Raw genomic sequence first — 24,968 nt, forward strand, 5'->3', positions numbered from 1 at the left:
CCTCCCGTCACTCCATATTTTCCCGGAACTTGCGTTCGAGGGTTAGCAGCCCAATCGCAAGCGAAGCGATGCAGCAGACCATCAGCGTCGCGGCTGCGGTCAGCTTCTGAATGTCGAGCGAGGCAAACATGTTGTTCATATAATGCTGCATCATATAGAGACGATCGTAAGGATAATCTCCCGCTAACAGGTAGGTCTCCCGGAACACCTTGAACGAATTGACGATCGAGATCAGAATGACGAAGAACAAGGTCGGCGTCAGGTAGACCAGCGTAATGTGGAACAGCTGCCGGATGGGTCCGGCGCCCTCAATGCTCGCCGTCTCGTAATAATCTCGCGGAATTGACTGCAGGCCTGCGAGGAACAGAACCATGTTGTAGCCGATGTTTTTCCAAATGTACATGATCGCGATGATGCCAAGCGACCAGTCCGATTGCATCCAGTCAATTCGCCCGCCTCCAAGACGATGGAGCCACTCGTTCAACGTCCCGTTCCAGTCGAAGAAGATTTGCCAGATCACGACTGTGGAAGCGACGGGAACGACAAGCGGCAGAACGATGGAAGTGCGGAACGCATTGCGCAGATAGAGCTGCGTATTCAGCAGTAAGGCTAGGCCCAGGGACAGCGCAATGAGCAGCGGGACCCCAATACTGGTGAAGATCAGCGTATTGGTTGTTGCCTTGCGAAAAGAGCTGCTGTGCAGCAGCTCCAGGTAGTTGTGCAAACCGACGAATTTGCCGTCGCCGGCGCCGTCCATGAACGATTCGCCAAGGCCGAGCGCGAACGGGATGAGATAAAAGATCGAGAAGCCGACCGCGCTCGGTGCCAGAAACCAGAGAGCCTTGAAGCCGTCCGTACGGAGCAGAAGCCTCAGCCTATTCATTGAGATAAGTCATCGCTTTGTTCTGCAGCAGCTTGGCGACCTCCTCCGCTGATTTCTGGCCGGCAAAATACGCTTTAGACTCCTTGACGATCATCTTTACAACCTTGTCGGATTGATACTCGATCTTATGAACGGCTCCGTTCACGAAGTCCTGCAGCTGGTCGAGCATCGCCGGGTCGACCTTGATGGCTTGTCCATGCAGCGGACCTTCCTCGTAAGCTTTCACGATACCCTCGCTTTTCAGTTTCTGAATTTGCTGCGCATACACCTTCATGTTGATGGGAATGCCGGCTGTCTCCGGAGGCGTCTGGACTTCTTCGGACATCATGAATTTGACGAAGTCCCACGCTTCCGGCTTCACCTTGGAGTTCGCGCTGATGCCGACGGCCCGATAAGTTTTGAAGTAGCCGCCCGCAGCCCCGCCCTCTGCATGAGGCTTCTCGTACAGCTTCATATGCTCTCCCCGTTCGCGCAGGGACACGAGGTAATCCCAAGGCGAATTAATCTGGATATTGTAGAAATAGGCGGGTTCGCGTCCCTGCGAGCTGACAACGCCTTCGTCGAACATGGTCTTCACCTGCTTCATCGCATCCAGAAAGGCGGGCGAATCGAAGCTGGCTTTACGGCCCTCCGCGTCGACGAAGGAGTCATAATTGTCGGTGACTAGATTTGCCAGCAGGTATTCGGGACCGCTGTATACAAGCGCGGGCCGGTGCCCGCCTCGGGCCGCCAGTTGCTTCGCGTCGACGATAAAATCGTTCCACGACCACGACTTGTCGTCGACCGGGACACCGGTCTTGGCAATGGCGTCCGTGTCTCCGGCGAAGCCAATCAGGAAGAACGAAAGCGGCAGACTATAGAGCTTGCCGCCGACCCGGGCGTTGTCCAATATGTTAGCGAAGTAGTCCTCCTTCCGGAAGTCTGAATCCCGATCCATCATTTCGCCCATGTCGGCCAGCAGCTTACGCTTGACGAAGTTGTCCGGGGACAGCACATCCAATTGCAGCAGATCGGGACCTTTGCCCGCCAGCATCTCCGTATCGGTTGTCGACACGTATTTTTCCAAATCCGCCTCGAGCGTCGAGTTGCTCGTATCGACATGCGTCAGCCGGATGGTAATATTCGGATGCAACGCTTCGTATTTCCGCTTCGCTTCCTCAAAGCGCGCATCCTCCCAGAAAGTTGAGAAGACAATCGTCTTCTTCTCGTTCGATGACGGCGGAACTTCGCCTTTGGGCGCTTCAGCGGAGGGAGGGCTCTCTCCCCCGGGCGGCGTACTGTCTTTCGCACCGCCGCTGCTGCATGCCGTCACCGCCAGCATAGAAAGACAGGTCAAGATTATGCTTAGCCTCGATGTTCTCATCTTCAAGTGGTCCACCTTCCTTTAAAGTCGCTCTTTATTCGTTAAGCAGCAGATCAATCTTGTTCCCAATAAGCTTCGCCGCTGCTTCTGCCGACTTCTGGCCGGAGAAGAACGCCTCCGACTGTTTGTCGACGATCCCTTCAATCTTGGACGGCCCTCTCACGGCATTCACGGCTTTGGACAAGTAGCTGCCCATTTGCTCAAGGAAAGCCGGATCGACCTTGACCGTGGAGTCGTCGTAGTCTTTTAACCCGTCGCTCTTGATCTTGTCTGCCTGATGCTCGTATACGCTTCGATTCAATGGAAATCCGGGATTGTCGTCAAACTCGCCGACATAAGACTGCACGCTCTCATCGTTCAGCAGGAACTTGATAAAGTCCCAGGCTACCTCCGGATGAGCGGAATTACCGTTGATACCGAGGGTCCCGAACGGCTTGAAGTAGCCGCCGTCTCCAGCGTTCGCGGGATGCGGCTTGATATACAGCTTCGTATGCTTGTAAGGGGAACGCACGACGGCATCGCGAAGCGAATAGACCTCCATTTGGGAGAAATAAGCGTCCACGTCGCTGCTGTCGACGGCTCGGGAATCCAACTTATTCGTTATCCCGCTCTCAACCGATTTATAGATAAGCTCTTCGTCGCCTAGCGTTGTAACCTTCCGCATCATGTCGGCCAAGGCGTCCGTATCGAAATAAGCGTTCCCGTTCGTGCCGGACACAAGCTGCGCGTAATTTTCGGAGACCATATTGACAAGCAGATTGGACGGCCACTCCGAATAGCTGTACTTGTAAGATCCCTTTTGCTTCAATTGTTTGGCAATATCGATAAAGTCGTTTAACGTCCACTTGCTGTCGTCGAAGGTTACGCCCGCCTTTTCGATCGCATCCGCATCCCCGAACAAGCCCACTAGCGAGAAGTAAAGCGGCATGCCGTACAATTTGCCGCTGTCCTGCGAATGATCCAGGACATTGTCAAAATACTGCTCCCGGTGAAAATTAGGGTCCTGCTTCATCAGCTTGTTCAAATCAACCAGCAACTGGCGCTTTGCATATTGATCGGAAGGCAGCTCGTCGAGCTCGATCACGTCCGGTCCGCTTCCGGCCAGCAAGGCCGCGTTGTTCGTCTTGACGAATTGCTCCCTCTTGTTCAACACGTCGTTCAAATTCTCTCCTGATGTCGAAGAGGCATGAAGCTCGATTTCGATATTCGGATGCAGCTTCTCGTATTTCTTAACGGCTTCCTTCACCTGCTCGCTCAAATAATAAGTGGCAACGACCAGCTTTACACGCTCGTTCGGAACCAGTTGGATCGAAGGAGCGTTATCCTCCGCACGGGGCGGCGTGGAAGCCTGTCCGACCGAATTCGCCTCCGCTCCTCCTGCCGATGTATCCGAAGCCGTTCCCGCCCTGCCATCGTACCCGCCTGCATCGGAGCAAGCGGAGAGCAGCACGCTCAGAACGAGCCCAAGCCATGCTGTTTTTTTCACTTTAACATCTCCCTTCGATTTCAGACTGTCTTCATGTCCGGCATATCTCTAAGCTTAGAACAGACATGTAGCCAATTTGTCTCCCTTTTGTAAACAAATTGTTTCAAGAATCGCTTGCGCGGGGAAACGCTCGCTGAATCCGGATGGATGAACCATCTGCAGCAGTTGTCCGGCTCGACAGCAAGCGCCCCCAGTTGATGACCCGCATGCCGTTATTTCACCCGATCTTTCAGCAAATCGGCATACTTGTATAAAACTTCGGCTTACAATGAATACGATAAGGATCGTGTTGACGAACGGCCAGAAATCATCTAAAGTCGGACGCTCGGATAGAAATAGAAAGGACGCCAGCCAAGATCACGCTAGCGTCCTAATCATTTAAAATTAATACCCTTGCCCGTTTTATCGCTAACCCTTACCCTTTGACCGATCCGAGCATCATGCCCTTGGCAAAATGCTTTTGCAGGAACGGGTAAACGAGCAGAATCGGCACGGTGGAGACGACGATCATCGCCAGCTTCACGGTAACGCCGATCCGGGGCACGTCCTCGCTGAGCGATGAGGCGACCGCATCCGACGTCAGCACGATGAGCAGCTGCCGCAGCAGCACCTGCAAAGTAAAACGGTCGGGATTGGAAATGTACATGACCGCCTGAAAAAACATATTCCACTGAGCCACCGCGTAAAAAAGCGTCAGCGTAGCCAAAATCGGCATGGAAATAGGCACCATAATGCGAAACAGGATGCCGAAATCGTTGGAGCCGTCCATCCGCCCGGAATCCTCCAGCTCCTCCGGCAGCGTGCGGAAGAAGCTGATCAGAATCATCATATTAAACGCATTGATCGCATTGGGAATCATCAGCGACCAGAGCGAGTTCATCATCCCGAGGCTTTTGACCAGCAAATAAGACGGAATAATGCCGCCGTTAAACATCATCGTGAAAAATACGGCGAACGCCATCAGATTCGCCCCGGCCAGCCTTTTCTTCGATATAGGGTAAGCCAGCATAACCGACAGCAGCATGCTGATGAAGGTGCCGAGGACGGTAATGATCACCGTATTCTGAAAAACCTTGACGAAATTCGGCGTGTTGAAGATCGTCTTGAACGCGACCAGCGTCATCTCCTTCGGCCACATCCGGATCGCGCCTTCCATGACAAGATGCGGAGCCGTCACCGAGCTGACGAGCACGCTCCAGAACGGTACAATCATCAGGGCGGCCAATAAGGCCAGCCCCGCGTAGTTGCCTGCGTCGAAGACGACGCCGGCCAGACTGTTTCGCTTCATGCTCTCCCTCCTCCCGCGTTAAAATAAATAATGCTCGCTCGTTTTTTTGGAAATCATGTTGGCCGTAAGGATCAGGACGAATCCGACCGCCGATTTGAAAATGCCGACGGCCGTCGCATAGCTGAAGTTCCCCTGCAGCACGCCAGCCTGATAGACGTACGTATCGAACACTTCCGCCACTTCCTTGACCAGAGGATTGCCCATAATATACAGCTGGTCGAACGAGATGTTCATTACCTGGCCCAACCGCAAAATCAATAAAATGACGATTGTGTTCATGACGCAAGGCAGCGTAATATGAACCGTCTGCTGCCACCGGTTGGCTCCGTCCACTTTGGCCGATTCGTACAAATCGGGGTTAATTCCCGCCAGCGCCGCCAAAAATATAATCGTTCCCCACCCGGCGTCCTTCCAAATGCTTTGGACTGTAATAATGCCCCAGAACAGCGACTTGTCCATCAACAGCTGCAGCTGCGGATAGCCGATGGCATGAACGAGCTTCGTAAGCAGCCCGTCGGAGTTCATCAGCGAAATCGTCATCGAGCAAATCACGACCCAGGAGACGAAATGGGGCAAATAAACGACGGTCTGTATGCTCTTCTTGAACATCGCGGTCCGGATTTCGTTTAACAGCAGAGCCAGCACAATCGGAGCCGGAAAAAAGAATACGATATTCAGCAAGCTGATGACCAGCGTATTGCGCAGGATGAGCCAAAAATCCGGATGCCGGAACAGCCGGGAGAAGTGCTCGAATCCGATCCAATCGCTGTGCATCACCCCTTGGAACGGATTGTAATCCTGAAACGCAATGACAATGCCCCACATCGGAAAATAATGAAATACAACAAAGTACAGCATTCCGGGCAATGCCATTAAATACAAATATTTATCGGCCTTCCATCTTTTCAACGCCATGGTCATTCTTTATGCGCACCCGCCTTCTGTCCAAACGCGGGCGGGTCATGCGGCCCATCGCCGTCTGCCCGCCGCGCCGCGTATATTGGTCACCTTCGTTATTTCGCAGTCATCGCTTCGGCAATTTCCTGAACCACTTTATTTCCTTCGAACCGGCCGTACCACTGCTTCACGACGCCATCCCAATCGCTGACTTTAAGTTGGCCCATAATCGTCTTCACCGTATTGTCTTGAATGAATTTCTCGGCTTCTGTGGAATATTTGGCGTACGTCGGCGAGAAGAGCAGCTGGCTCTCGTCGATCACAAGATACGGTTCGTTCATCTTATGTCCTTTGACAACGAGATTTTGCGCTTCCTTCGTATTTTGCGGGAAAATATACAGCTCATCCGTCGACTGAACCGGAAGCGTGAAGGTGAACGTACGCGGCATATCGCGGTCGAATATTTTGGTATCCGGCTCGATCTTGCCTTCCGCCGTTTTGGTGTAATGAACGCCCTCCACTCCGTAGTTCCAGAAAATGCCGCCTTCTTCGCTCGCCCCGTAATCCAGCCATTCCATAATTTTCTTCATCTTCTTCGGATCGTCCGCCGCTTTCTTCGAGACGAAGATCCCGCCGCGGTCGACGCGTCCCGTAATGCCTCGCTCCCCGTTCGGCCCTTTAATCGCTTCCAGCGGAACGAGCTTGGCGTTCGGGTTCGTCTTCTGGTAATTCGTTTCGAAATCGTAGACGCGCGTCATGAAATTGAACATAATGCCCGCCTGCCCTTTGCGCACGAACTTGGAGTCGGCCGTCGGCCCGTCGGAGACGGCAAAGTCGGGGTCGATGAGACCTTCGGAGAACGCTTTGTTCATCCAGGCCAAATATTGTTTAAAGGCATCCGTCTCGAACCGGGGGACGACTTTATCTCCTTGCTTGACCCAGAAATTTTTGAGGCCGAACGCCTGCGTGATCCCGGTCGCTCCCCGAATCGATATGCCGGCCGCCATATTGCCGAGCTGCAGGCCGTACGTGTCCTGCTTGCCGTTTTTATCCGGATCGTTCTTTGTGAACGCTTTCGCGACTTCGTACAATTCATCCAGCGTCTGCGGCGCCTTCAGCCCCAGGTTATCCAGCCAGTCTTGACGAATCAGCGGAATATCCTGCGAGGCGATCGGATTGCGCACGCTGGACAGCCCATAGATGCTGCCCTGGTATTTGGTAAGGAACAGCGGCTTTTCCTTTTTCAAATTCGGGTATTCGTCGATATATTTGTCGAGCGGCACGATGACGCCGGATTTAATGAGCTTGACGATGAAATCGTCCATATCGGTCCAGGCGAAAGCGTCAGGAATATCGCCGGAGGCCACCGCGACCTTGACCTTCTCTTTGTAAATATCCGGCGTAGCCGCAGTCAAATTCAAGCGAATCCCCAGTCTGTCTTCGATATACTTCAAGGAAGGATTGTCTTCGCGGGCGATGCTCGGCGTGTTCCAGCCGATATAATAAGCGAGGTTCAACGTAACGGGACCGTCGGAAGCGGCGGAAGAACCGCCGGAGGCGCCCGGTTGACTTGCACATGCGGCGGAAAACGCCAGCAAGGCGCTCATCCCCGCGACGGCAAAGACTTTGCGATGTTTGGAACGAATCATGATAATGGTTTACCCCTCTCCATAGCTAATGATGTCATTGATGAAACGGGTGAAGCTGCTCAAGCCGTCGTACGGATGCATCCGGCATATCGCCATTATGCGGCCGGACGAGGCGGCGGGCAATTGACAATTTGCTTTTTTTCCGTTTTTCGGCAAAAGGTACATTTATCAATTTGCGTTTTGGCGCGATTTGCGCGAATTGTTAAGCCGAATGTCCCCTGCTGCTTATTTCCTGACCTTCCCGCCTCATGTATAATGGAACCTGAATACTCGTCGTCGGGAGGGATCTTATGTCTAAAAAGATGCAAATAGCGGTAGCGAATATATTGGTCTCATCCCTTAGCATCGTATTGATCGGATTGCTCGTCTTCAGTCAGGCGTCGGACATTATCCGCGAACAAATTGAAAGCGCTCACTTATCGACTTTAAAAGGAACGCGCGATCATTTCGAAAACTATTTTACCAAACTTAATCAATCGGCCGTCCAAATGGAAAAAATACCCGATTTCGAGCGATGGTCGAATCAGCCCGAAGGGCATAGCGCGAACCATTTCGATGTGCTGTCGCTTGTCCAGCTTCTCGTGCGGGTGCAAGCCTCCCATGATTATGTGGATAACGTCGTCTTGTACGATCCTCGCGACAAAAGTCAAATTTCTTCGCAGCCGACTCTTGGCGATTATAACATGGGATACGTGCCGTTTTTCGATGAATTTGCCGGAATGAACGCCGATTACGCTTTTTTAACGAAAACGACGGACGGCGCGTCGACTTACGTATATATCCGCAAGCTGCCTATTTTTATTAGCGGCCCTTCTTCTTATTTGTTGTTTCATATTAATTCCAAGCTGTTTTACGATTATTTGGGCATTAGCGACGACAATAAATCCCAGCTGGGCACCGCGTTCATTATGGATAAGCAGGGCTCGCCCATCGGCAAGGGAACGTTCGCCGGGCTGGAGGACATGACCCGCACGATCGCCAAGGAGCAGGAAACGTCCCCGTTATCTATGGAGACGCCCCAGACCTTGAACAAGAACGGCATGCTGATCACCTGCGTTCCGTCGCCGATGACCGGGTGGATATTCGGGCTGGCCGTTACGGACAAGCAGTATTTGAGCAAAATCATTACGCTGCGGAATATGACCCTGCTCATTGTCGCAGCTGCCGTGGCATTGGCCGTGCTTGCGGCTGTTGCCAGCAATCATATGTTTTTCCGGGGGTGGAACAAGATCATCCGCCTCATCGACGAATCTTCCGGGGGCAAATCGCCGGCCCAACCGCGGGCGGACAAATTTGAGAAAATTTATTCCCATATGTTCCAGCTCAAAAACCGGCTGCGGGAAATGATCCCCGAAGCCAAGGAAGCCTATGTCCGCAAAGTGCTGGAGACCGGAGTCGTTACGAAGAAAGATTGGACGGAGCAGCTCGGGCTGCCTCTCAGGGAGGACGCTTCCTTTTGCTGTTTTGCCGTGGAGATCGATTATTACAACCAGCTGAAGGAAACGTATTCCGAGTGGGATTTATTTTATTTCGGCTACGGTATCGCCTGCGTCATCCGGGAGGTGCTTGCGGACAGCGGATTTGCCGTGAAGCTGAACGACGGGAAGCTGGCGGGCGTAATCTGTCTTGAAGAACGTGGGGAGAGCTCCTGGCGGGAGCAAACGGACCAGAAGCTGCGAACGATCCATCATTTCATAGCGGAAAATTTCCCGATTACGGTCTCGATTGGCGTCAGCCGGCCGAGGCAGGGCATGCATCAGCTGCATCTGGCTTCGGCGGAGGCGCTGGAAGCGTTGAAGCAAACGTTCGCTTCCGGGACGAATACGGTGCTGTACTACGAGGAGCTGTCAGATATGAAAGGGAGCGCCTTCTCCTTCGACGAATCCCGCCGTATCGAGCATGATTGGATTCAAAGCATCCGCTCGCGCAATAAGGAAGAAGCCCTTCTTGCCTTGAACCGGCTTCGCGCGCTGGCTCTGGAGCAGGATTACCGCAAATTGCAGCATCTGCTGATCGACTTCACGCTGTCGCTGCACCGCAATGTCGGGCCGGAAATGAGCCGGCCGCTGGAGGCGCCTACGCTGAGCAAGCTGCTCGACTTATCGACGCTGGAAGAATGGCTCTCCTGGCTGCGCAATCAAACCGAACGCTTCATCGACCGGCTGTCGGAGGAATACCGGGGACAAATGGAACAGGCGGCTGCCAAAATCAAAAATCATCTGGTCGCCCGCCTGCAGGAAGATATTCGATTGGAGGATTGCTGCAAGCCGCTCGGCATCCCCGTATCCGTAGCGAAGCAGGCTCTAAAGGAAGTGTACGAGACGACCTTCGCGGAGCTGCTGCTGAAGGAACGCATTGAGAAAAGCAAAGAGTGGCTTCGCGAAACCGATATCGGTGTGGAAGAAATTGCCAAAAGACTGTATTACAGCAACGCCCAAAGCTTCACCCGCACCTTCAAGAAAATGACGGGCATGCCTCCGGGACAGTACCGTAAGCTTGCGGAGCACTAAAGGGGGGGTGAAAAAGTCCGCTGCGGCGTCCATTTGATCCTCCAATCTCTGTTGAAATCAGATTCTTTGGATGGTTATTACCTTTTTCTATGGGGAGAATCCGGTTTCAATGGCGAATGCTGACGCTTTTCCAGATTCAAGCGACCCCTCCGCTCCTTTTTTCATCGCACTTTTTTAGACAATGGATTGGCTGCGGCCTAGGTTTTTATCGTGAAAATATCGCCTTCAAACACTGCTCCCCCGAGTATCTTTCTCAGGAGCGGGTAAACGCTCGAACGGCGTGGAAGGGAGCTGCAGGAGCTCTTAGTTTAACGGACACCGGGGAGCTTAAGTCGTCGCAAACAGACGTTTTTTAAACGTAACGGTCATCAATGCACTTACATAGCCCCAAATTGCTTTTTAAGGAAGTTTTCCAACAAATAGCTGCAGCTGCGTCCGTTAGAAATCAAAAGTGGACAATATAGTGTATATAACGGCCGCTGTGTCCGTCCCTCGTAATTAGGGGATAATCTCACGAATGCTCACTCATTCGCAGGATTTCTATTGTATTGGATGTCGGTGAAGTTTGGAATGTAGGGATTCTGGCCCATCTCATTGGCTAATAGGCATGCAGGAACAGAGGCAGCGTTCATAACGCTTCCAGTTTTACCCTATTGTGCACTACTCCACTTTGCCTCTGGAGGTTCACCCTCCCATGACTCAACGGGTCTTCGCCCTTACATTCCTTCGTTACACCTGTCCAAAGGTGTGGAGACCGATAGCGTTTACTTGACGGGTCATTGCCCTGACGGACACAGAATTCGGTTCACTGTGCATCCATGATTTGAAATCCTGCAAATGAGTCAATACTCGTTTCTGCTAGGAGACTTTAGGCTGCAGGGATGGCCGCTTCGTGTGCGGAACGGTATTCTTCTCCTCTTTGAACCATACCGATCGTGATGCGTGCCCATTTTCCAATTAACTTAAAGATTGATGCCTGCTTCTTCATCCCCTTCGCTACGTTGTGTTCATGCCATCGCTTGAAATCTTCATTGTATCGAACGAGATTGAGCACGCCCAGGAACAAATATTTACGCAGCATGCTGTCTCCGCGCTTGGAAAGCTTGATTTGTCCTTTGAACTTGCCGGAGGTGCACTCTGCCAGATTCAGACCGGCCCGCCTGAGCAACTGCCGACCATGCGAGTACAAGCGAAGGTCGCCTGCACAACCCAGGAGGGCTGCAAGGGTAATCGTCCCCAGCCCGCGAATACTTTGCAATTGCTGCGCCAACGGCATGTCACCCACGAGGGCCTCTATTTCCCGCTGGATTTCATCGAGTCTCTGAAGGGACTGTTTATACGCATCCAACAACCGCTTGATATCTCGACGCGCTTCTTCCGGCACTCGCTTGTCACCGATGCTGCGTGCGGCCAAAGATAACAGCTCCAGCGCCTTCGCTCTCCCGCTAACGCCTGAGGCCCGTTTCATGCCTTGTTCTTTCCAGCCTGCAATGACCTGCTCTACCGTTAGCCCTTGAAGGTCACCAGGTAGCGCAAACGCGCCGAGCGTCGCCAGCGCACGAGGGACGGTCCAATCTTTGAATACCAGTCTGAACTCAGGGAAGTACAAATCGATCCACCGGACGATGCGGTTACCTAAACGTGTGGCATCCTTCGACCAGAACTCGCGGTCGCTCATGATGGTTTTGATCCGTTCAAAGGCAGTCCCTCGGGGAAGGTAGTCCGTGTAGAAGCCCCGGCTCACCACATCAGCAATGGTGAGTGCATCTTTTGGATCGTTTTTGGAAGGACTGTTGTCCCGATTTTCCTTGTTGCGGTGCGTCGTGACGGGGTTGACCAGCACGACGTCAACGCTCTGCTCGAGCAGCCAGTTGGCAAGATTGAACCAATAGTGCCCCGTGGGCTCCATGCCGACGAGAAGCGAAGACAAGCCGTGTTTAGCTTGTGCTTCTTGAATCCACCGGAGAAATCGTTTAAACCCCTCCCGTGAGTTGGGAAACGACAGGTGACGTGAAGTCAGAGAGCGACCGCGAAAATCCGTCAATTGGGCTACGTGGCTATCTTTCGCGATGTCGACTCCCACCACCGCATGGTGTGGGGTTATACGGTCGATTCGTTGATTTATAGTGGCATTTCGGTTAAACTTCATAATAAGACGCCTCCTGATGGGTTTTTAGGGCCTTGACCCGTGACACCCCCATCATACGAGGCGTCCCTGTTTTTGTCCAAGGCCAAATATTAGCCTCTACAGGAATGTTTACTTCCGATCGCTTTAAATAGGAAATCGGGGACAAAGGCGACCGCTTATGCTGTTCCAACTCTCTGTCGACTCTCCGGCCACTTATTCACCGGAGCACTAAATCCAGGCCGCGCCGCCCCGGCTACTTAATGTCGATATTGTACAAGTCTTTGGTGAACACCCACTTGTCTTTATTTTGCCGGTACCACTCCTGATACCACAGCTCGACCTTGCTGCCGTTCCCTTGTTCCCAGGCTTTTCTGGCATCCTGGACCGCTTGCTCCGCAGAGTAGCCGTCCCCGCTTAAGATCGCCCGGTTCCAAATGTCCTGAATCGCCTTCTCGTTGTCCGAATTAATAAACTCGATCTCATTAGGCAGCGCAGGCATGTACCGGTCCAGGGTAAAGCCGGCATAAGGGCGCTGCGGACTTATATACAATTCGAATGCCCGGTTTAGCAGCTCGTAGACTTCCTTATCGAAAGGCTGCGACAGATCAAGATCCTGCTTGTATTTCTCGTATTCGGTCATATGATATTGCGCGCCGAGAGTCCGAAAATCGCCGAGCCAGGACACTTCCTTGTCGTATTTCGCTTTATCCAATGTCACGGGGACCCCGTTCTCCATCCGGTAATGCACGCCTTCGATGCCGAATTTGAAGGTCTTCTCCGACGTTTCCTTGCTCATAAAATCGATATATTTCATGACGCCGGCCGGGTCCTGCGCCTGCGCGTTAATGACGCCGCTCATTTGAAAAGGCGGGTTGAACTGCGCGCTGAACTGGCCGAACGGACTCCTCGGCAAAGCGATAGGAATAATTCGGGCTTTCGGATCGTTTTGCCGAAGCAGGGCGTAGAAATCGTAAATTTGCTTGGCGTTGCCGGCGAACGCATACAGTCCGAGCTTGCCTTTGACGAAATCCTGATCCGCTTTTTTTCCGTTCTTGTCCGTCAAATAATCTCTGTCGATCGCGCCGGCGTCAAACAGCCGCTTTTTGAATTGCAGCGCCGCTTGGGCCCGCTGCCAGTCGTGAACGATCTGCCCGTCTTCCAACACCCAATTCAAGTTTTGGAACATGCTGTTAATAATGTCGGGGGCAAAGCCGCTCATGTTGATGCCGTACGTATCCTGTTTGCCGTTGCCGTCGGGGTCCTGCAGCGCGAACGCTTTGGCGACGTCCAGCAGCTCGTCGGTCGTTTGCGGCACGTTCAGATTCAGATTATGCAGCCAATCTTCGCGGATAAACAAAAAGGTAAACGGGAAATATCCCTGCACGCGGCCGAAGGCGTACATCTTCCCGTCCGGCTGGGTCGCCAATTTCTTGAGCATAGGGAATTTGCCCAGCAGCTCCTTGTATTCCTGGCTGTGCTCCGCGATCAGATCGTCGATCGGCATAATTTGCTTCTGGTTGTACAGCTTGTTAATAAACCGTGTGTCGTATTCTTGAATCAGGTCCGGCGCTTCGCCCGTAGCCAGCAGCATATTGTACTTGGGGACGGATTCTCCCCGAGGGATGGCTATGTATTTCACGTCGATTCCCGAGTGCTGCTGGACCCAGTCCACCCACATGTTGCCGGTCGCCGTGCCCATACCCTCCGGAATATTGCCCCGTTCATACATGGACACGCTAATATGATGTTCAGCCCCGCTATTCCCGTCCCCCGGAGCGGCCGGCGAGCCGGAGAAGGAGCAGCCGGATAGCAGCATCGCAGCGGACAGCGCGCACAGGGCGGTCGTTTGTTTCTTGATGGACGGCATGTAAGAAGTCACCTCCCGAACATTGTATCACAGAGCCGCGGTACCGGGCTTTCGTTTGCTTGTCTTCTCTATAGCGGAATATTATGGGAAACAAAAAGGCAAAGGAACCGTTCCAGGACATTCATTCGCCTGGAAGCGCGGTGGTATGCGCGGCCTGCGACCACATCTTCACCGGGCTTCAAAAAACGGTTCCCTTGAACTTCAATTGGCTTATAGCAGCACGTTCACCTTCAAATACCGGTTCGGATTACGCTCGATGTCGACCATCGCGTCGACGGCTTCGTCCATGCTGACGACCTTGGTCAGCAGCTTGCGGACGTCGACTTTGCCGGTATAGATCAAATCGACCGCTTCCGCAAATTCCCCGACGCTTGTCCGCGAGCCGACGATGTCCACTTCCTTCTTCGTTATGACATCCGTCGGAAGCGACGTTTCCTGCTTGGGCCAGCCGGTCAACGCAATTCTGCCTGCATGGGAGACCAGATCGAGCGTCATGCGGACGGCCGGGTTGGCACCGGACGCTTCCAGCACGACCTCGGCCATTCTGCCCTTGGTAATGGCGGCAACCTCTCTCACGGCATCTTCTCGCGAGGAGCTAATGACATGGGGTACGCCGAACTGCCGCGCTTGCTCCAGCCGCTCCTGCAATATATCGATGACGATCGGAACGGCTCCGTAATGGATGGCCGCGAGGGCGGCCAGCAAGCCGATGGCGCCCGCGCCGATGATGGCGATATGCTCGCCCCGGGCGAGCCGGCTCCGGTGCAGTCCATGAAGCGCAATCGTCAGCGGCTCGGCCATGCACATGATATCCCACGGCATATCGTCCGGCGCTTTAACCAGCATATGGGCCGGATGGCAGAAGTATTCGACCATGCCGCCGTCCGTATGCACGCCCAGCACCTGCAAATGCTCGCAGCAGTTCGTGCGGTTCAGGCTGCATGGATAGCACTTGCCGCAGTACAAATACGGGTCGACAATGACTTTGTCCCCCGGACGGATACCTTGCTCGTTGGGAGGGATGGAGATGACTTCCCCGGCAATTTCATGGCCGATGGTGCGGGGATAGCTTACTAGCGGATTCGTCCCCCGGTACGCGTTAATATCGGAGCCGCATATCCCCGCCGATTTCACTTTAATTAGCGCCTCGTTTTCCTTGGGAACGGGCTTGTCCAATTCAATAAGCTTGAGCTGTAACGGCTCTGCGATATGAATTCCTTTCATCGCGCTTCTCCTTCTTTCCTCATGATTTCAAGCTGATTAAGCGAAGGACGGGGGCTTTGCCGATCCCGGTATCCTTCAGTCGGTATTCATAGGACCAGCCGTCATTTTCGGTCCGCCATGCGTTAGGATCGAAATACACTTCCTTCTCGTCGCAGTTATGCACGGTTCCGAACGTATTGACCCGGTTGCCGTAGCTTTTTATCTCGATCCGGTGCGTCCCTGCGGCGTTAATGTTCAATTGGAGCGTGTAAGGGGCAAAGACGATCTCCCCTACCGCTTCCCCGTCCACGTACACCTCCAGCAGAGGAGCGCGATACTTCGACAGCTGCAGCTCGTAAATTCCCGCTTCCAGCTCCAGCTCCATGCCATACACCGCATTCCCGCCGTAGAACGGCATTCCCTGGCGGGTCAGCGAACCGAAATAATAGCGGCTCGGCGGCGGGACGATCTTGGCGGCGGAGCCCAGCGCCTCGACGTGAAACGCTCCAAGCAGATAGCACGCCTCCACATTGGTCTTCGGCTCGAAGGGCATGCGCAGCAGAATCGTATTCGTTCCTTGCCGCAGCGGCGGAAGAGCGCACTTCCGAATCGACCGGTCGACGTAATAGCCTTGCGGCTGCTTCTCAATCCGCTCGCCGTTAAGGCAAATTTCGGTCGATTCGATATTTTCCAGCGCAAGGCAGGTTCCTTCGTAAGCGAGCTCCGACTCGAACGTAAACTTCAGCTGCAGTACAGGCGCTTCCTCCGGAGCCGTCGTGCTGCGAACCGCCCACGGCTGAGCCCAAGCCGCCTTTCTCAGCGGATAACCGAGCTGCCGGCGGCAATGATTGTCCAATTTCAAAATGTCTTCCTTCTCCTGCCACGGCCCGTCGTCCAGCCGGTATTCCGCCATATCCAGCAGCAGCACGTTGTCTTCTTCCAGACGGATATCGACCGGAGTCTGGAACAGATGCCGCTCGTACACATAGGCTTGAGGCTGTGCCGGGGTGATCCGCGTCCCGGTCTCAGGCTGCGCCAGAGCGGCCGCCTGCTCCGGCACCAGATGCAGCAGCAGGCTGTCATGGCTAAGCAGCTTCCTCTTCAAGATGGTGTTGCCGTCCCGGTAGGAGACTTCCGGCAGGCTCTTCTCCCCGGTGAGCGTGTCCAGCAGCTCCGCCCGCCACAAGCCGCGGATCGTGACGACAATTTGATCTTCAAGTACCAGATCCGGATTGTCCTCCGCTTTGCCGTTTGCGATCAACAGCCACCGCTGTTCTCCTTCAGCCCGCAGCTGGTATATATATTTGTCCGACCGTTCGCCGTCCCAATTTTTTTTATGGTTCGGCTTTTTCAGAAATTTCGGTCCGTCATAGCGGATATCGAGCATCCGGTACCGTTCCAGCGCCTGCAGCACCTCATATTTATTAAAAGCAATGCTTGTGCATGCTTCGGCGAGATGCCGGGGCTCATCGTCCGGGACGGCGTCGACATACCGCGGCGCCTCTCCTATAAACATAATCTCTTTGCCCCGCGCTTTCAAGCTTCGCAAAAAGTCCAGCGTCGTACCGCGGAGCGTAACGCAGCCCGGAACGAGGATCACGTCGTATTCCATCGCCCCCAGCTTCCCGTCCGATTCCAATGAGGGGATTAACGATTCGGCGATATAGTCGAAATCCAGCAGTCCGAACAGCAGCCATTCGGTAATGTTCTTGAAATTCGTCTCCAGCTGCTCGCGGATCAGGTTCGTCTGATTGTTCGGCCCGTAATAGAGCCAGTACGATTCGACGGGATGAATGACGCCGATGCGGACCAAAGCCCGGCCTCTCGTCATGACCGTATTGATTCTGGCGAAATGATCCTCGATCAAGCCGTATTTGCGGTACCACGGCGATTGCTCTCCGATGGACGCCGGGTAATCCCGCTTCGCTTCTCCGCCCATGCTCATCCAGGTCAGATGATGCACCCGGGTCGTTACCCCGAGAGCGGCCATCCAATCTCCCTGCAATTTATGCTTGCGGAAGTCGAAATCCCAATTCGTCACGCCGTACAGCTCGCTCAGCACTCCGCCGCGGCCGTACTGCCGGGCGATGCTCTGCGCCTGCTTGGCCGTGCTGTATTCCCGCTGATCGCAGAGCATGTCAATCCCGGGCAGATGGAAGCTGCGCAGGCTGCGCATCGCTTCTCCGAGCGCCTTCGTCTGCGAATGCAGCGTCGGCTCCTCCATCATATGCCCGCACAGCATGATGCCGTGGTCCTCGCACCAGCGGCCGATCTGGTCGGCGAACGCTTCGGCGAACCGTTCGGCCAGATGGTTGTGATACCGGTAGCGGACCCGGGAGACCTGCCCGTCCTTTGGCTCCCACAGCAGCTCGGGCAGTCGAGCGATCAGGCTCTCGCCGTATTCGCCCTGGAAGTTCTGTTCAAAGTCGCCGGTAAACGGCAGGATGACGTCCTGCATCGCGCCGGCATATCCGAGAAATTGCTTGTGCGGAAACTGCGGCTCATCGGTAAACATCGCCGGGATCGTCCGGCCGAACTCCACGCCCACTTCTTGATAATACCGCTCATGGGTCACCTCGATGAAACGGCTGATCGCTTCCTTGCTCAGCGTATCGACATAAGCCTGGTTATTGAACCACGGACTGTCCTGCCCGTGCTCCAAATAGACGTACCAGATCGTCTCTCCGTCCGCCGCTTCCGCGTCCTCTTGGCATTCGGCGTAGCCGTCCAGATAGCCTTCGGCGTCCAGACGGACGCGAAACGCCGTCAGCAGCGTTCCTTGACCGTTCGCGGACACCGCCGCGCAGGAGTCGAAGTTGCTCGGCTTCGCCTCTCCTTCCCGCTGCTTAAAGGGAGTAACTACCAAATATTTGCTCCTGTACTCCGGATTTTCGGTAACGAAGCCGCCCCCGTAGCCGGAAGGCCAGCGATCCTCGTCATACAGCCAGCACAGCAGCCCCTGCTCCTTCGCCTGCTCGACGCACAGCTTGACCATATCCATATATTCCCTGCCCAAGTACTCCGTTTCCAGACCCACTCGCGTATGGATATGAAAGCCGCCCATCCCCATCGCAGCGAACTGCTTAATTTGCTCTGTAATCGTCTCCTTCTCCAGCTTCGTGTTCCAGGCCCAGAACGGCGCGCCGCGAAACTCGGACGTCGGATGTTGAAATAAGCTCATATCGAACGGTTCATTCTTGTATAGCATATCGGTGTCCCCCTAGCCTTTGACGGCTCCTGCGGTAATTGATTGTACGAACGCCTTTTGCGCCAGCAAGTAGATGACGATAAACACCATCGCGCTCACGGTCAAAGCGGCAAATACCGGCGTATAACCGAGAATGGACGTTTTATCGTTTAACGTGGAAATGCCTACGGACAACGTATATTTTTTCACGTCGCTGATCGAGATAAGCGCCCACATAAATTCGTTCCAGGCGCTCATGCCGCCGAGCACCGTTAACGTGCTCAAGATCGGCTTGGCCAGCGGCACGATCATTTTGACAAGAATTTGCGCCGTGTTGCAGCCGTCGATTCGCGCCGATTCGATGACTTCGTCGGGAATATTGTTGAAATAATTCGTGATCAGAATAAGCCCGAGCGGGGCGAAGCCCTGAAAATACGGGAAGACGATGGCGGCCAGGCTGTTCTGGATGTGCAGATCGAGAATCAGCAAATACATCGGCAGCAAAATAATCGGCGTAGGGATTAACAGGTTGACCAGAATAAGCCCGTATAGAAATTTTTTGAACTTCATCTTCATTTTGGCGAAGGCAAACCCGGCCAGCGTAATGAATACGAGATCGACGACCAGCGTAGCCGCCGTATTGCGCACCGTATTGAAGAAATACGTAGCCAAATTGCCTTTTTGAAACGCGGTCCGGAAATTCGTGAAATCGAGTCCCGACGGCAGCGACCAGATGCTCGTCAGAAATTCGCGCTCCGACTTGAACGATTGCAGAATCGCCCACAGTAACGGATATAACGACACGCAGGCGTACAGAAAGACGATCACGAAGATGATGGAATTGACGATTTTTTTGCGGCTTTTCACTTTTGCGCGCCCTCCTTTCGTCTGAGCAGCTGCGAAAAGATCATAATAGCGACCATCACGATCATCATAATAATCGAAGCCGCCGTAGCCGTCCCGAAGTTTTGCGTAGAGAACGCTTTGCGGTATACATAGGAGGTGATAACCTCCGACGCGCCGCCGGGTCCTCCCTGCGTCATGACCCATACCATATCGAAGGCTCTCAGATCGTTCGTCACCGTCAGCAATAATAACGTGGCGAACGTGGGCATCAAATAAGGGATGATCACATAGCGCAGCTTCTGCATGGACGTCGCTCCGTCCATCTCGGCCGCCTCCAGAAAATCGTTCGGCATCGTCATCACATTGGCGTACATAATCAGCATGTTGAACGGAATCGTATGCCAAATCCAGGTCATCATAATCGCCGGCAGCGCCGTATGCTCGTTGGACAGCCACGGCTGTGCCCAGTCTCCCAGTCCAATTAGCTCCAGCAATTGATTCAGCGGGCCGATCGACGGGTCGTAGATGATTCTCCAGATGCTTCCGATAACGACCATCGAGATCAAATACGGGATGAACAAGGCGGTGCTGAAAAACCGCTTCAGCGGAATCCCTCTATACAGCACGTAAGCCAGCAAAAAACCGATGCCGATCGATAGTACGGCATCCGCTCCGATTAATTGGAACGTATTCCAGAAGGCCGAATAAAACTTGGGGTCTTGCAGCACGGCTGCGTAATTGCCGAAGCCCACATATTCGTTTAAATCGCCAATACCGTTATATTTGTACGTGCTGATCCGCAGCGCGTTGACAAACGGGGTATACAGGAAGACGCAGAACACGATAAGCGTAGGAAGAATCAGCAGATAAGCCGGAACGCTTTCCCTGATCTCCGCCCAAAAGCCCTGCTTGGATTTCACCATGAGAACAACACCTTTCTAAACACAAGGGCCCGTAAAATAAAAGGCGACAGGCGTCTCGTATCCGATCCCCGTCGCCTTTCTGAGAAGTTTACTTCGCTCTTGTTTCTTCGTAAATTTTTTGCAGCTGGCTGCAGACGTAATCCAGATCGTATTTGCCCATCAAATAGTTAGGGAGCAGATCGGTCTTGAACGCCGTGCTGATTTGCGTATTGATCGTCGTCGGCACCAGAATGTCCGGACTGAAGCCGGCGGCCGCCGCATTGGTGAAGCCCGATAAAAACTGGGCCAGCTGAGGATCGCTCTCCAGATTGTTCAAGCCCGAATTCGAATACTTCAATGCATCGACTTGGGAGAAATGCGTCTTGGACGTAATGAATTTGAGCAGCTTCACCGCTTCTTCCGGATATTTGGTCGACGCGCTCACGGCGAAGACGTTGCTGGACCCGCCCAGCGAACGGCTCGGCAGGCCGGCAATGCCCGGCAGCGAGTAAGTGGCGAGCGACATATCCTTAGGCGCATTGTTCATAATGTACTCCAGCTTGTCCGGAGCGATCAGGAATTGGCCGAGCTTGCGCTGCACGAACATTTGCTGCATCGTTTGCAGCTCCGCCGTGATTCCGTTTTGCGGGAAATATCCTTTGTCCCACAAATCTTTGAACGCGGTCAAGCCTTTCTTGACGCTGTCGCTGGAGAACGTCATCGTCTTGTCCTCGAACGCATTCGGATTTTTCGTCAATTCATCGCGCGTATATTGATCCCAGAACAATCTCGGATACCAGTCGATCCAGTTGTTATGCATCGAGAGCGGCGTATAGCCCGCCTGCTTCAGCGCCTCGTTGTTCGACATGAATTGATCCCACGTCGTCGGCGGCTTCAAGCCCAATTTATCGAAAATCGTTTTGTCGTACAGCACGGCGATCGTCGTCATCGTGAACGGAACGCCGTAATCGTACGTCTCGCGCTCCCCTAACCCTTTCTTCACGACATTGCGGGCATTATCGAGCAGCGCAGGCACGAAGGTTTCCTCCCAAGTCTTGTCCCCTTCGTAGTTTTTCCCTTTCAGCTCCTTGGTCAAATCCATCGCCAGCCCCTGCTTGATCTGGTCCGTATAAAACCCGGATTGCGTCCAGAATACGTCGGGAATCTCCCCCGCCGCCGCCAGAGCAGCGAACTTCGCCGAATAATCCGCCGTAGGGACGTATTCGTAGCTGATTTTGATCCCCGGATTTTGCTGCTCGAATAATTTCACCGAGTCTTCCCCGACCAGCGGGTTGGTGGATAAGAGACGCAGCGTCACGGTCTTATCCCCCTTATCCGCTCCCTGCTTCGCGCCGTCCCCGCTGCCGCAGCCTGCCGCTACGGAGCCGAATAAACCTAAAGATACGATTAAAGGCAACACTTTCTTGTTCATCTATTCTGTTCTTCCTCTCGTCTATAATATTTGGATTTGGGTAAAACGGTTCGTTTGCTTAATGCTCCCCTTGTTCTGCTCGCTTTCTCTTGCGTTCTCTTGCGATGCTTGTCCTCGCTTTCGTATGATTTGTTCTTCTCGTGGCTGCCGCGATGTCATTTACCTTAAGCCAAACGGCCGGCCGGCTCAATAAACACCTTTTGCTTAGGAGCACAGTTTTTGCCGGAAAGCCTTGCGGGCCGCGGACTTATCAAAAATTGTGGCGTGTGCAAAATCGGTTGCAGGCAGCAGACATCCCTTTTTATGAAAAAAAAGAAACCGCCCCTTGGACCAAATGGCGGCTGGCGCTTCCATCGGCTTAAGGAACGGCTTCTATGGGTTGGGTAGCATATCGGACGGCGTATCACTGGACTTCAATGACAAAATCGGATGACGTATCTCCATGGGAATGTTTGCCGTCATCTGATCTCCAATAGGCAAAAATTCCGTAGTAATATATGCCTGGCTGCTTAGGGGCTTGAAAATAACCGTCTTTTAACGGAATATCAACCGGTTTCTCATCTTGTGATTGCGTAACCTTAATGTTCGAGGGTTCTTCTTTGTAATTGAATGACACCTTAATGTTCGATTCCGGAGCCACAACCGTTGGCTGCTGCCCTTTTAACACCGATTTTGGCCCCCCATAGTCCGCACATCCTAATTTCCCCCAACAATAGCTGCTTTGTTTTACGGGGATCAGGGTTTTGCCCGCCATTACTTTGGGAAGGGGCGGTGTTTTTTCGGAACATCCTGCTGTTATGATAAGGAACAATACTGTGCAAATCATTATGGCTATCGTCTGTTTTTTCAAGCAATCCGCCTCCATGTTTCATTAGACGCGGAAAATGCAGGATTTGTTTACCGGCAAGCTAAAAAATTTACATCATTTTGCGATAATCGCCGGCGGATACTTTCTCCAGCTTCTTAAACACCCGGCTGAACGAATAATAATGCGTATATCCGACCTTTGCGGCAATGTCCTGCAGAGAATCGTTCGTACTTCGCAGCAGCATCTTCGCCTGCTCGACCCGTATGCGGGCCAGGAAATCGACGAAGTTTTGGTCGAATTCTTCCTTGAACAGCCTGCTTAAGTAACTCGGATTCATATGGAAGGTGTCGCCAAGCAGCGATAAGGACAAGTCCGGGTTGCCGTAGTTGGCTTCAATATACGCTCTAACGTCGTGAACGACGCTGCGCTGGTTTTGGCTGCTGCGGAAGACATGCAGCTGTCCGGCCGCCTTGACCAGAATCGCTTTAAAAATCTCATGAATGTCGTCGATCGTTTCGAACGTGTCCGCCGCCTGATTCAGCTCCAGAATCGGGTCTTCCCCTTCGCGCGGCAGTCCGCTGATGTCCTTATATATTTGGTAAATCAAATAATGCAGCAGGTTGGCGATTTCGGTTCTGCTATACCGGTTCGCCCGCAAGGTTTCGACCAGTTCGTCGAAGATTGTCTCCCATTTGCGGTCGCCTTCCCGGAAGGCCAGACCGATGGAGCGGATTACGAGAAGATGGTCGAATACTTCCCTTTGCTCTTTCATATCGATATCTTCAAACCGGATCACTGTATTGCTGCCGAAAACCGGCTTGTAATCCAGCGCTTCCAACGCTTTCTTGAAGGAAACGTGAAGCTGCTCGGCGTCCTTGATCGCGTCAGTAACGCCCAAGGTGACCGTAAATTTCAAATTTTGCCCGATCCAGGTCCGAATATGATCCCAGCAGCCGGGCAGGGCGGACTCCCGGTCGTCCGGAAGAAAGCAGATCAGGCCGAGGCGCTGCGGAGCAATCCACTCCATCCAGCAGTCCGCGCCGGCATCCTGCATAATTTCTTTCACCGCGCTCCCTAGAGCAAACCCCAACAACCCCTGATCGCGCTCGTTGTACATCGCGCAAAACTCGCTGTAGTCGTCAATCTCCACGACGAACGCGGACAGCATCGCAGCGTCTTCGATCCGGCCCAGCTCCTGCAGCGCCGCGCCCCAACGGGTTTTATCGTGGGCAGGGTCCGTCTTGAGCAGCTCCTGGAACAGCATCCGGCGCCGAAACGCCAAATTTTGCTTATAATGCTCCTGCGATTTGTTCGACTCCTTAATCAATTTGTCGAGCGCCGATTGAATAAAATGAAAATCGTGGCTTCGTCCCTTTTTGCCGAACGTCTTGTGGACGTAATCATGAATTTGGTGCGTAATGTCCTCAATCGGCTTCGAATGCTTCAGCGAGATAAAGACGATCGCCAGCGTTCCCAAGATGATCGCGCACAGCCCGAACACCAGCCACCACATCGAAAAGGCCGAAGTCCACTCCAGCAGCCCCGTCTCCTTAATGCTCGTGCCGACCGTCCAGCCCAAATAGCCGGACCCGATCAGCGACATGTCCTGTCCGCCGGAACCGAAGACCCGCTGTCCCTGGCTGTCGTACAAGTTGATATGGCTGATGTCCGCATGGGTCATTTCGTCGAGCATGCTTTTCACGGACTGCACGTTTACGTTAATGACGATAAATCCTTTTTCCGCTGTAAATAGAGGAAACGGTTTCACGAGGGAGAAAACCTCGACCGGCTTGTCGTATTCCAGCTCGCGATATTCCCGCTTGTTCGTCCACCCCTTCGGGAAACCGCCCTGCTGCAGCTCGCGAATAAACGCCTCGTCGCCGTAGGAGTCCGCTTTCGTCGATATATCGGAGCTTAGTACGGTCTGATCCTCGATATTGTATAAATAAACGGAATGAATCCATTTGTTGTTGATGACGATATTGTTGAAGGCGTCGGACACTTTGTTGGCGTAATAATACTTTTTGACCTTATCCGTCGTGTATAAATATTCCTTCAAATTGTCATTCTGATCGATCTCTTTAATCATCGTTCCGTCTATCGTTTTCAACGACTGCTCAAGAATCGAAACGACATGATTGGCGAACGCCACATTCGTTTTTAACGTCTGCTTCTGCGAAGATTCGTTGATCATAAAGATCGATATAAGAAAAATGACGGCGATCACGATGTAAAAAATCGGCAAATAAGAAAAAAGCATTTTCAAGAACCAACGATTGTTTATCAACACTTTCCCCTGCTTTCAATGACGGTCATCTCTGTCTCTTTCTCTATCGTTATGTACACGTATTTTTACTATATGCCAACGTTTGCCGCCGAAACAATGCTCATTTTTTTACAACGCTCAATTTTTGAGGTTAAGGGGGAAATGGACCCGCAGCGACGGGGACCTTTGAATCTGGAAGAGCGGCCGCATCTCCAACGCCGCATAGTTTTATCGCGGTTCACGGTTCGTTAAC

16 protein-coding genes are annotated in these 24,968 nt (G+C 53.2%); 1 reads left to right on the forward strand and 15 read right to left on the reverse strand.

Annotated elements, in window-relative coordinates; translation table 11 throughout:
- Nucleotides 1–7: 7 nt before the first annotated feature.
- The 6 genes from SK3146_RS07815 to SK3146_RS07840 all read right to left on the reverse strand — a co-directional run bounded on the left by SK3146_RS07815 (nt 8) and on the right by SK3146_RS07840 (nt 7,566).
- Nucleotides 8–883: a carbohydrate ABC transporter permease gene (locus SK3146_RS07815; RefSeq protein WP_249864550.1), complete on the reverse strand. Its 876-nt coding sequence runs from the start codon at nt 881–883 to the stop codon at nt 8–10.
- Nucleotides 876–2,246 (reverse strand): ABC transporter substrate-binding protein, encoded by a 1,371-nt coding sequence (locus tag SK3146_RS07820; protein WP_249864551.1) that lies wholly within the window; start codon nt 2,244–2,246, stop codon nt 876–878. Before SK3146_RS07820 ends, SK3146_RS07815 begins: the two co-directional genes overlap by 8 nt.
- A 34-nt stretch (nt 2,247–2,280) precedes the next feature.
- The gene (locus tag SK3146_RS07825) at nt 2,281–3,732 is read right to left on the reverse strand and encodes an ABC transporter substrate-binding protein (protein WP_249864552.1); all 1,452 of its coding nucleotides are present in this window, start codon (nt 3,730–3,732) and stop codon (nt 2,281–2,283) included.
- A gap of 415 nt (nt 3,733–4,147) precedes the next feature.
- Entirely contained in the window at nt 4,148–5,020 is an 873-nt protein-coding gene (locus SK3146_RS07830; protein ID WP_249864553.1) for a carbohydrate ABC transporter permease, read from the reverse strand.
- Nucleotides 5,021–5,038: 18 nt separating this feature from the next.
- Complete coding sequence (locus tag SK3146_RS07835) at nt 5,039–5,929, reverse strand: ABC transporter permease (RefSeq protein WP_249864554.1); 891 nt, start codon at nt 5,927–5,929, stop codon at nt 5,039–5,041.
- 104 nt (nt 5,930–6,033) lie between these two features.
- A complete protein-coding gene (locus SK3146_RS07840; RefSeq protein ID WP_249864555.1) occupies nt 6,034–7,566 on the reverse strand; it encodes an extracellular solute-binding protein in 1,533 nt (510 codons plus the stop codon).
- A gap of 290 nt (nt 7,567–7,856) precedes the next feature.
- On the opposite strand from SK3146_RS07840, the gene SK3146_RS07845 reads away from it, so the two are divergent.
- Nucleotides 7,857–10,076, forward strand: coding sequence for a helix-turn-helix domain-containing protein (locus SK3146_RS07845; protein ID WP_249864556.1), 2,220 nt, complete (start codon nt 7,857–7,859; stop codon nt 10,074–10,076).
- A gap of 868 nt (nt 10,077–10,944) precedes the next feature.
- Here SK3146_RS07845 and SK3146_RS07850 read toward each other — a convergent pair.
- The 9 genes from SK3146_RS07850 to SK3146_RS07890 all read right to left on the reverse strand — a co-directional run bounded on the left by SK3146_RS07850 (nt 10,945) and on the right by SK3146_RS07890 (nt 24,709).
- Nucleotides 10,945–12,225, reverse strand: a complete 1,281-nt coding sequence (locus SK3146_RS07850) for an IS110 family RNA-guided transposase (RefSeq protein WP_249860577.1) — start codon at nt 12,223–12,225, stop codon at nt 10,945–10,947.
- Nucleotides 12,226–12,457: 232 nt separating this feature from the next.
- Nucleotides 12,458–14,071: an extracellular solute-binding protein gene (locus tag SK3146_RS07855; protein WP_249864557.1), complete on the reverse strand. Its 1,614-nt coding sequence runs from the start codon at nt 14,069–14,071 to the stop codon at nt 12,458–12,460.
- Between the two features lie 210 nt (nt 14,072–14,281).
- Nucleotides 14,282–15,295: an alcohol dehydrogenase catalytic domain-containing protein gene (locus tag SK3146_RS07860; protein WP_249864558.1), complete on the reverse strand. Its 1,014-nt coding sequence runs from the start codon at nt 15,293–15,295 to the stop codon at nt 14,282–14,284.
- Between the two features lie 19 nt (nt 15,296–15,314).
- Entirely contained in the window at nt 15,315–18,482 is a 3,168-nt protein-coding gene (locus SK3146_RS07865; RefSeq protein WP_249864559.1) for a carbohydrate-binding protein, read from the reverse strand.
- A gap of 12 nt (nt 18,483–18,494) precedes the next feature.
- Entirely contained in the window at nt 18,495–19,328 is an 834-nt protein-coding gene (locus SK3146_RS07870; protein ID WP_249864560.1) for a carbohydrate ABC transporter permease, read from the reverse strand.
- Nucleotides 19,325–20,230 (reverse strand): carbohydrate ABC transporter permease, encoded by a 906-nt coding sequence (locus SK3146_RS07875; protein WP_249864561.1) that lies wholly within the window; start codon nt 20,228–20,230, stop codon nt 19,325–19,327. The genes SK3146_RS07870 and SK3146_RS07875 overlap by 4 nt, the downstream gene beginning before the upstream one ends.
- Before the next feature lie 88 nt (nt 20,231–20,318).
- Nucleotides 20,319–21,641 (reverse strand): ABC transporter substrate-binding protein, encoded by a 1,323-nt coding sequence (locus tag SK3146_RS07880; RefSeq protein ID WP_249864562.1) that lies wholly within the window; start codon nt 21,639–21,641, stop codon nt 20,319–20,321.
- Nucleotides 21,642–22,044: 403 nt separating this feature from the next.
- Nucleotides 22,045–22,491 (reverse strand): hypothetical protein, encoded by a 447-nt coding sequence (locus SK3146_RS07885; RefSeq protein WP_249864563.1) that lies wholly within the window; start codon nt 22,489–22,491, stop codon nt 22,045–22,047.
- A 67-nt stretch (nt 22,492–22,558) separates the two neighbouring features.
- A complete protein-coding gene (locus SK3146_RS07890; RefSeq protein ID WP_249866220.1) occupies nt 22,559–24,709 on the reverse strand; it encodes a helix-turn-helix domain-containing protein in 2,151 nt (716 codons plus the stop codon).
- Nucleotides 24,710–24,968: the final 259 nt, after the last annotated feature.

This window comes from Paenibacillus konkukensis (genome assembly GCF_023523925.1).
GTDB classification, from domain to species: Bacteria; Bacillota; Bacilli; order Paenibacillales; family NBRC-103111; genus Paenibacillus_S; species Paenibacillus_S doosanensis.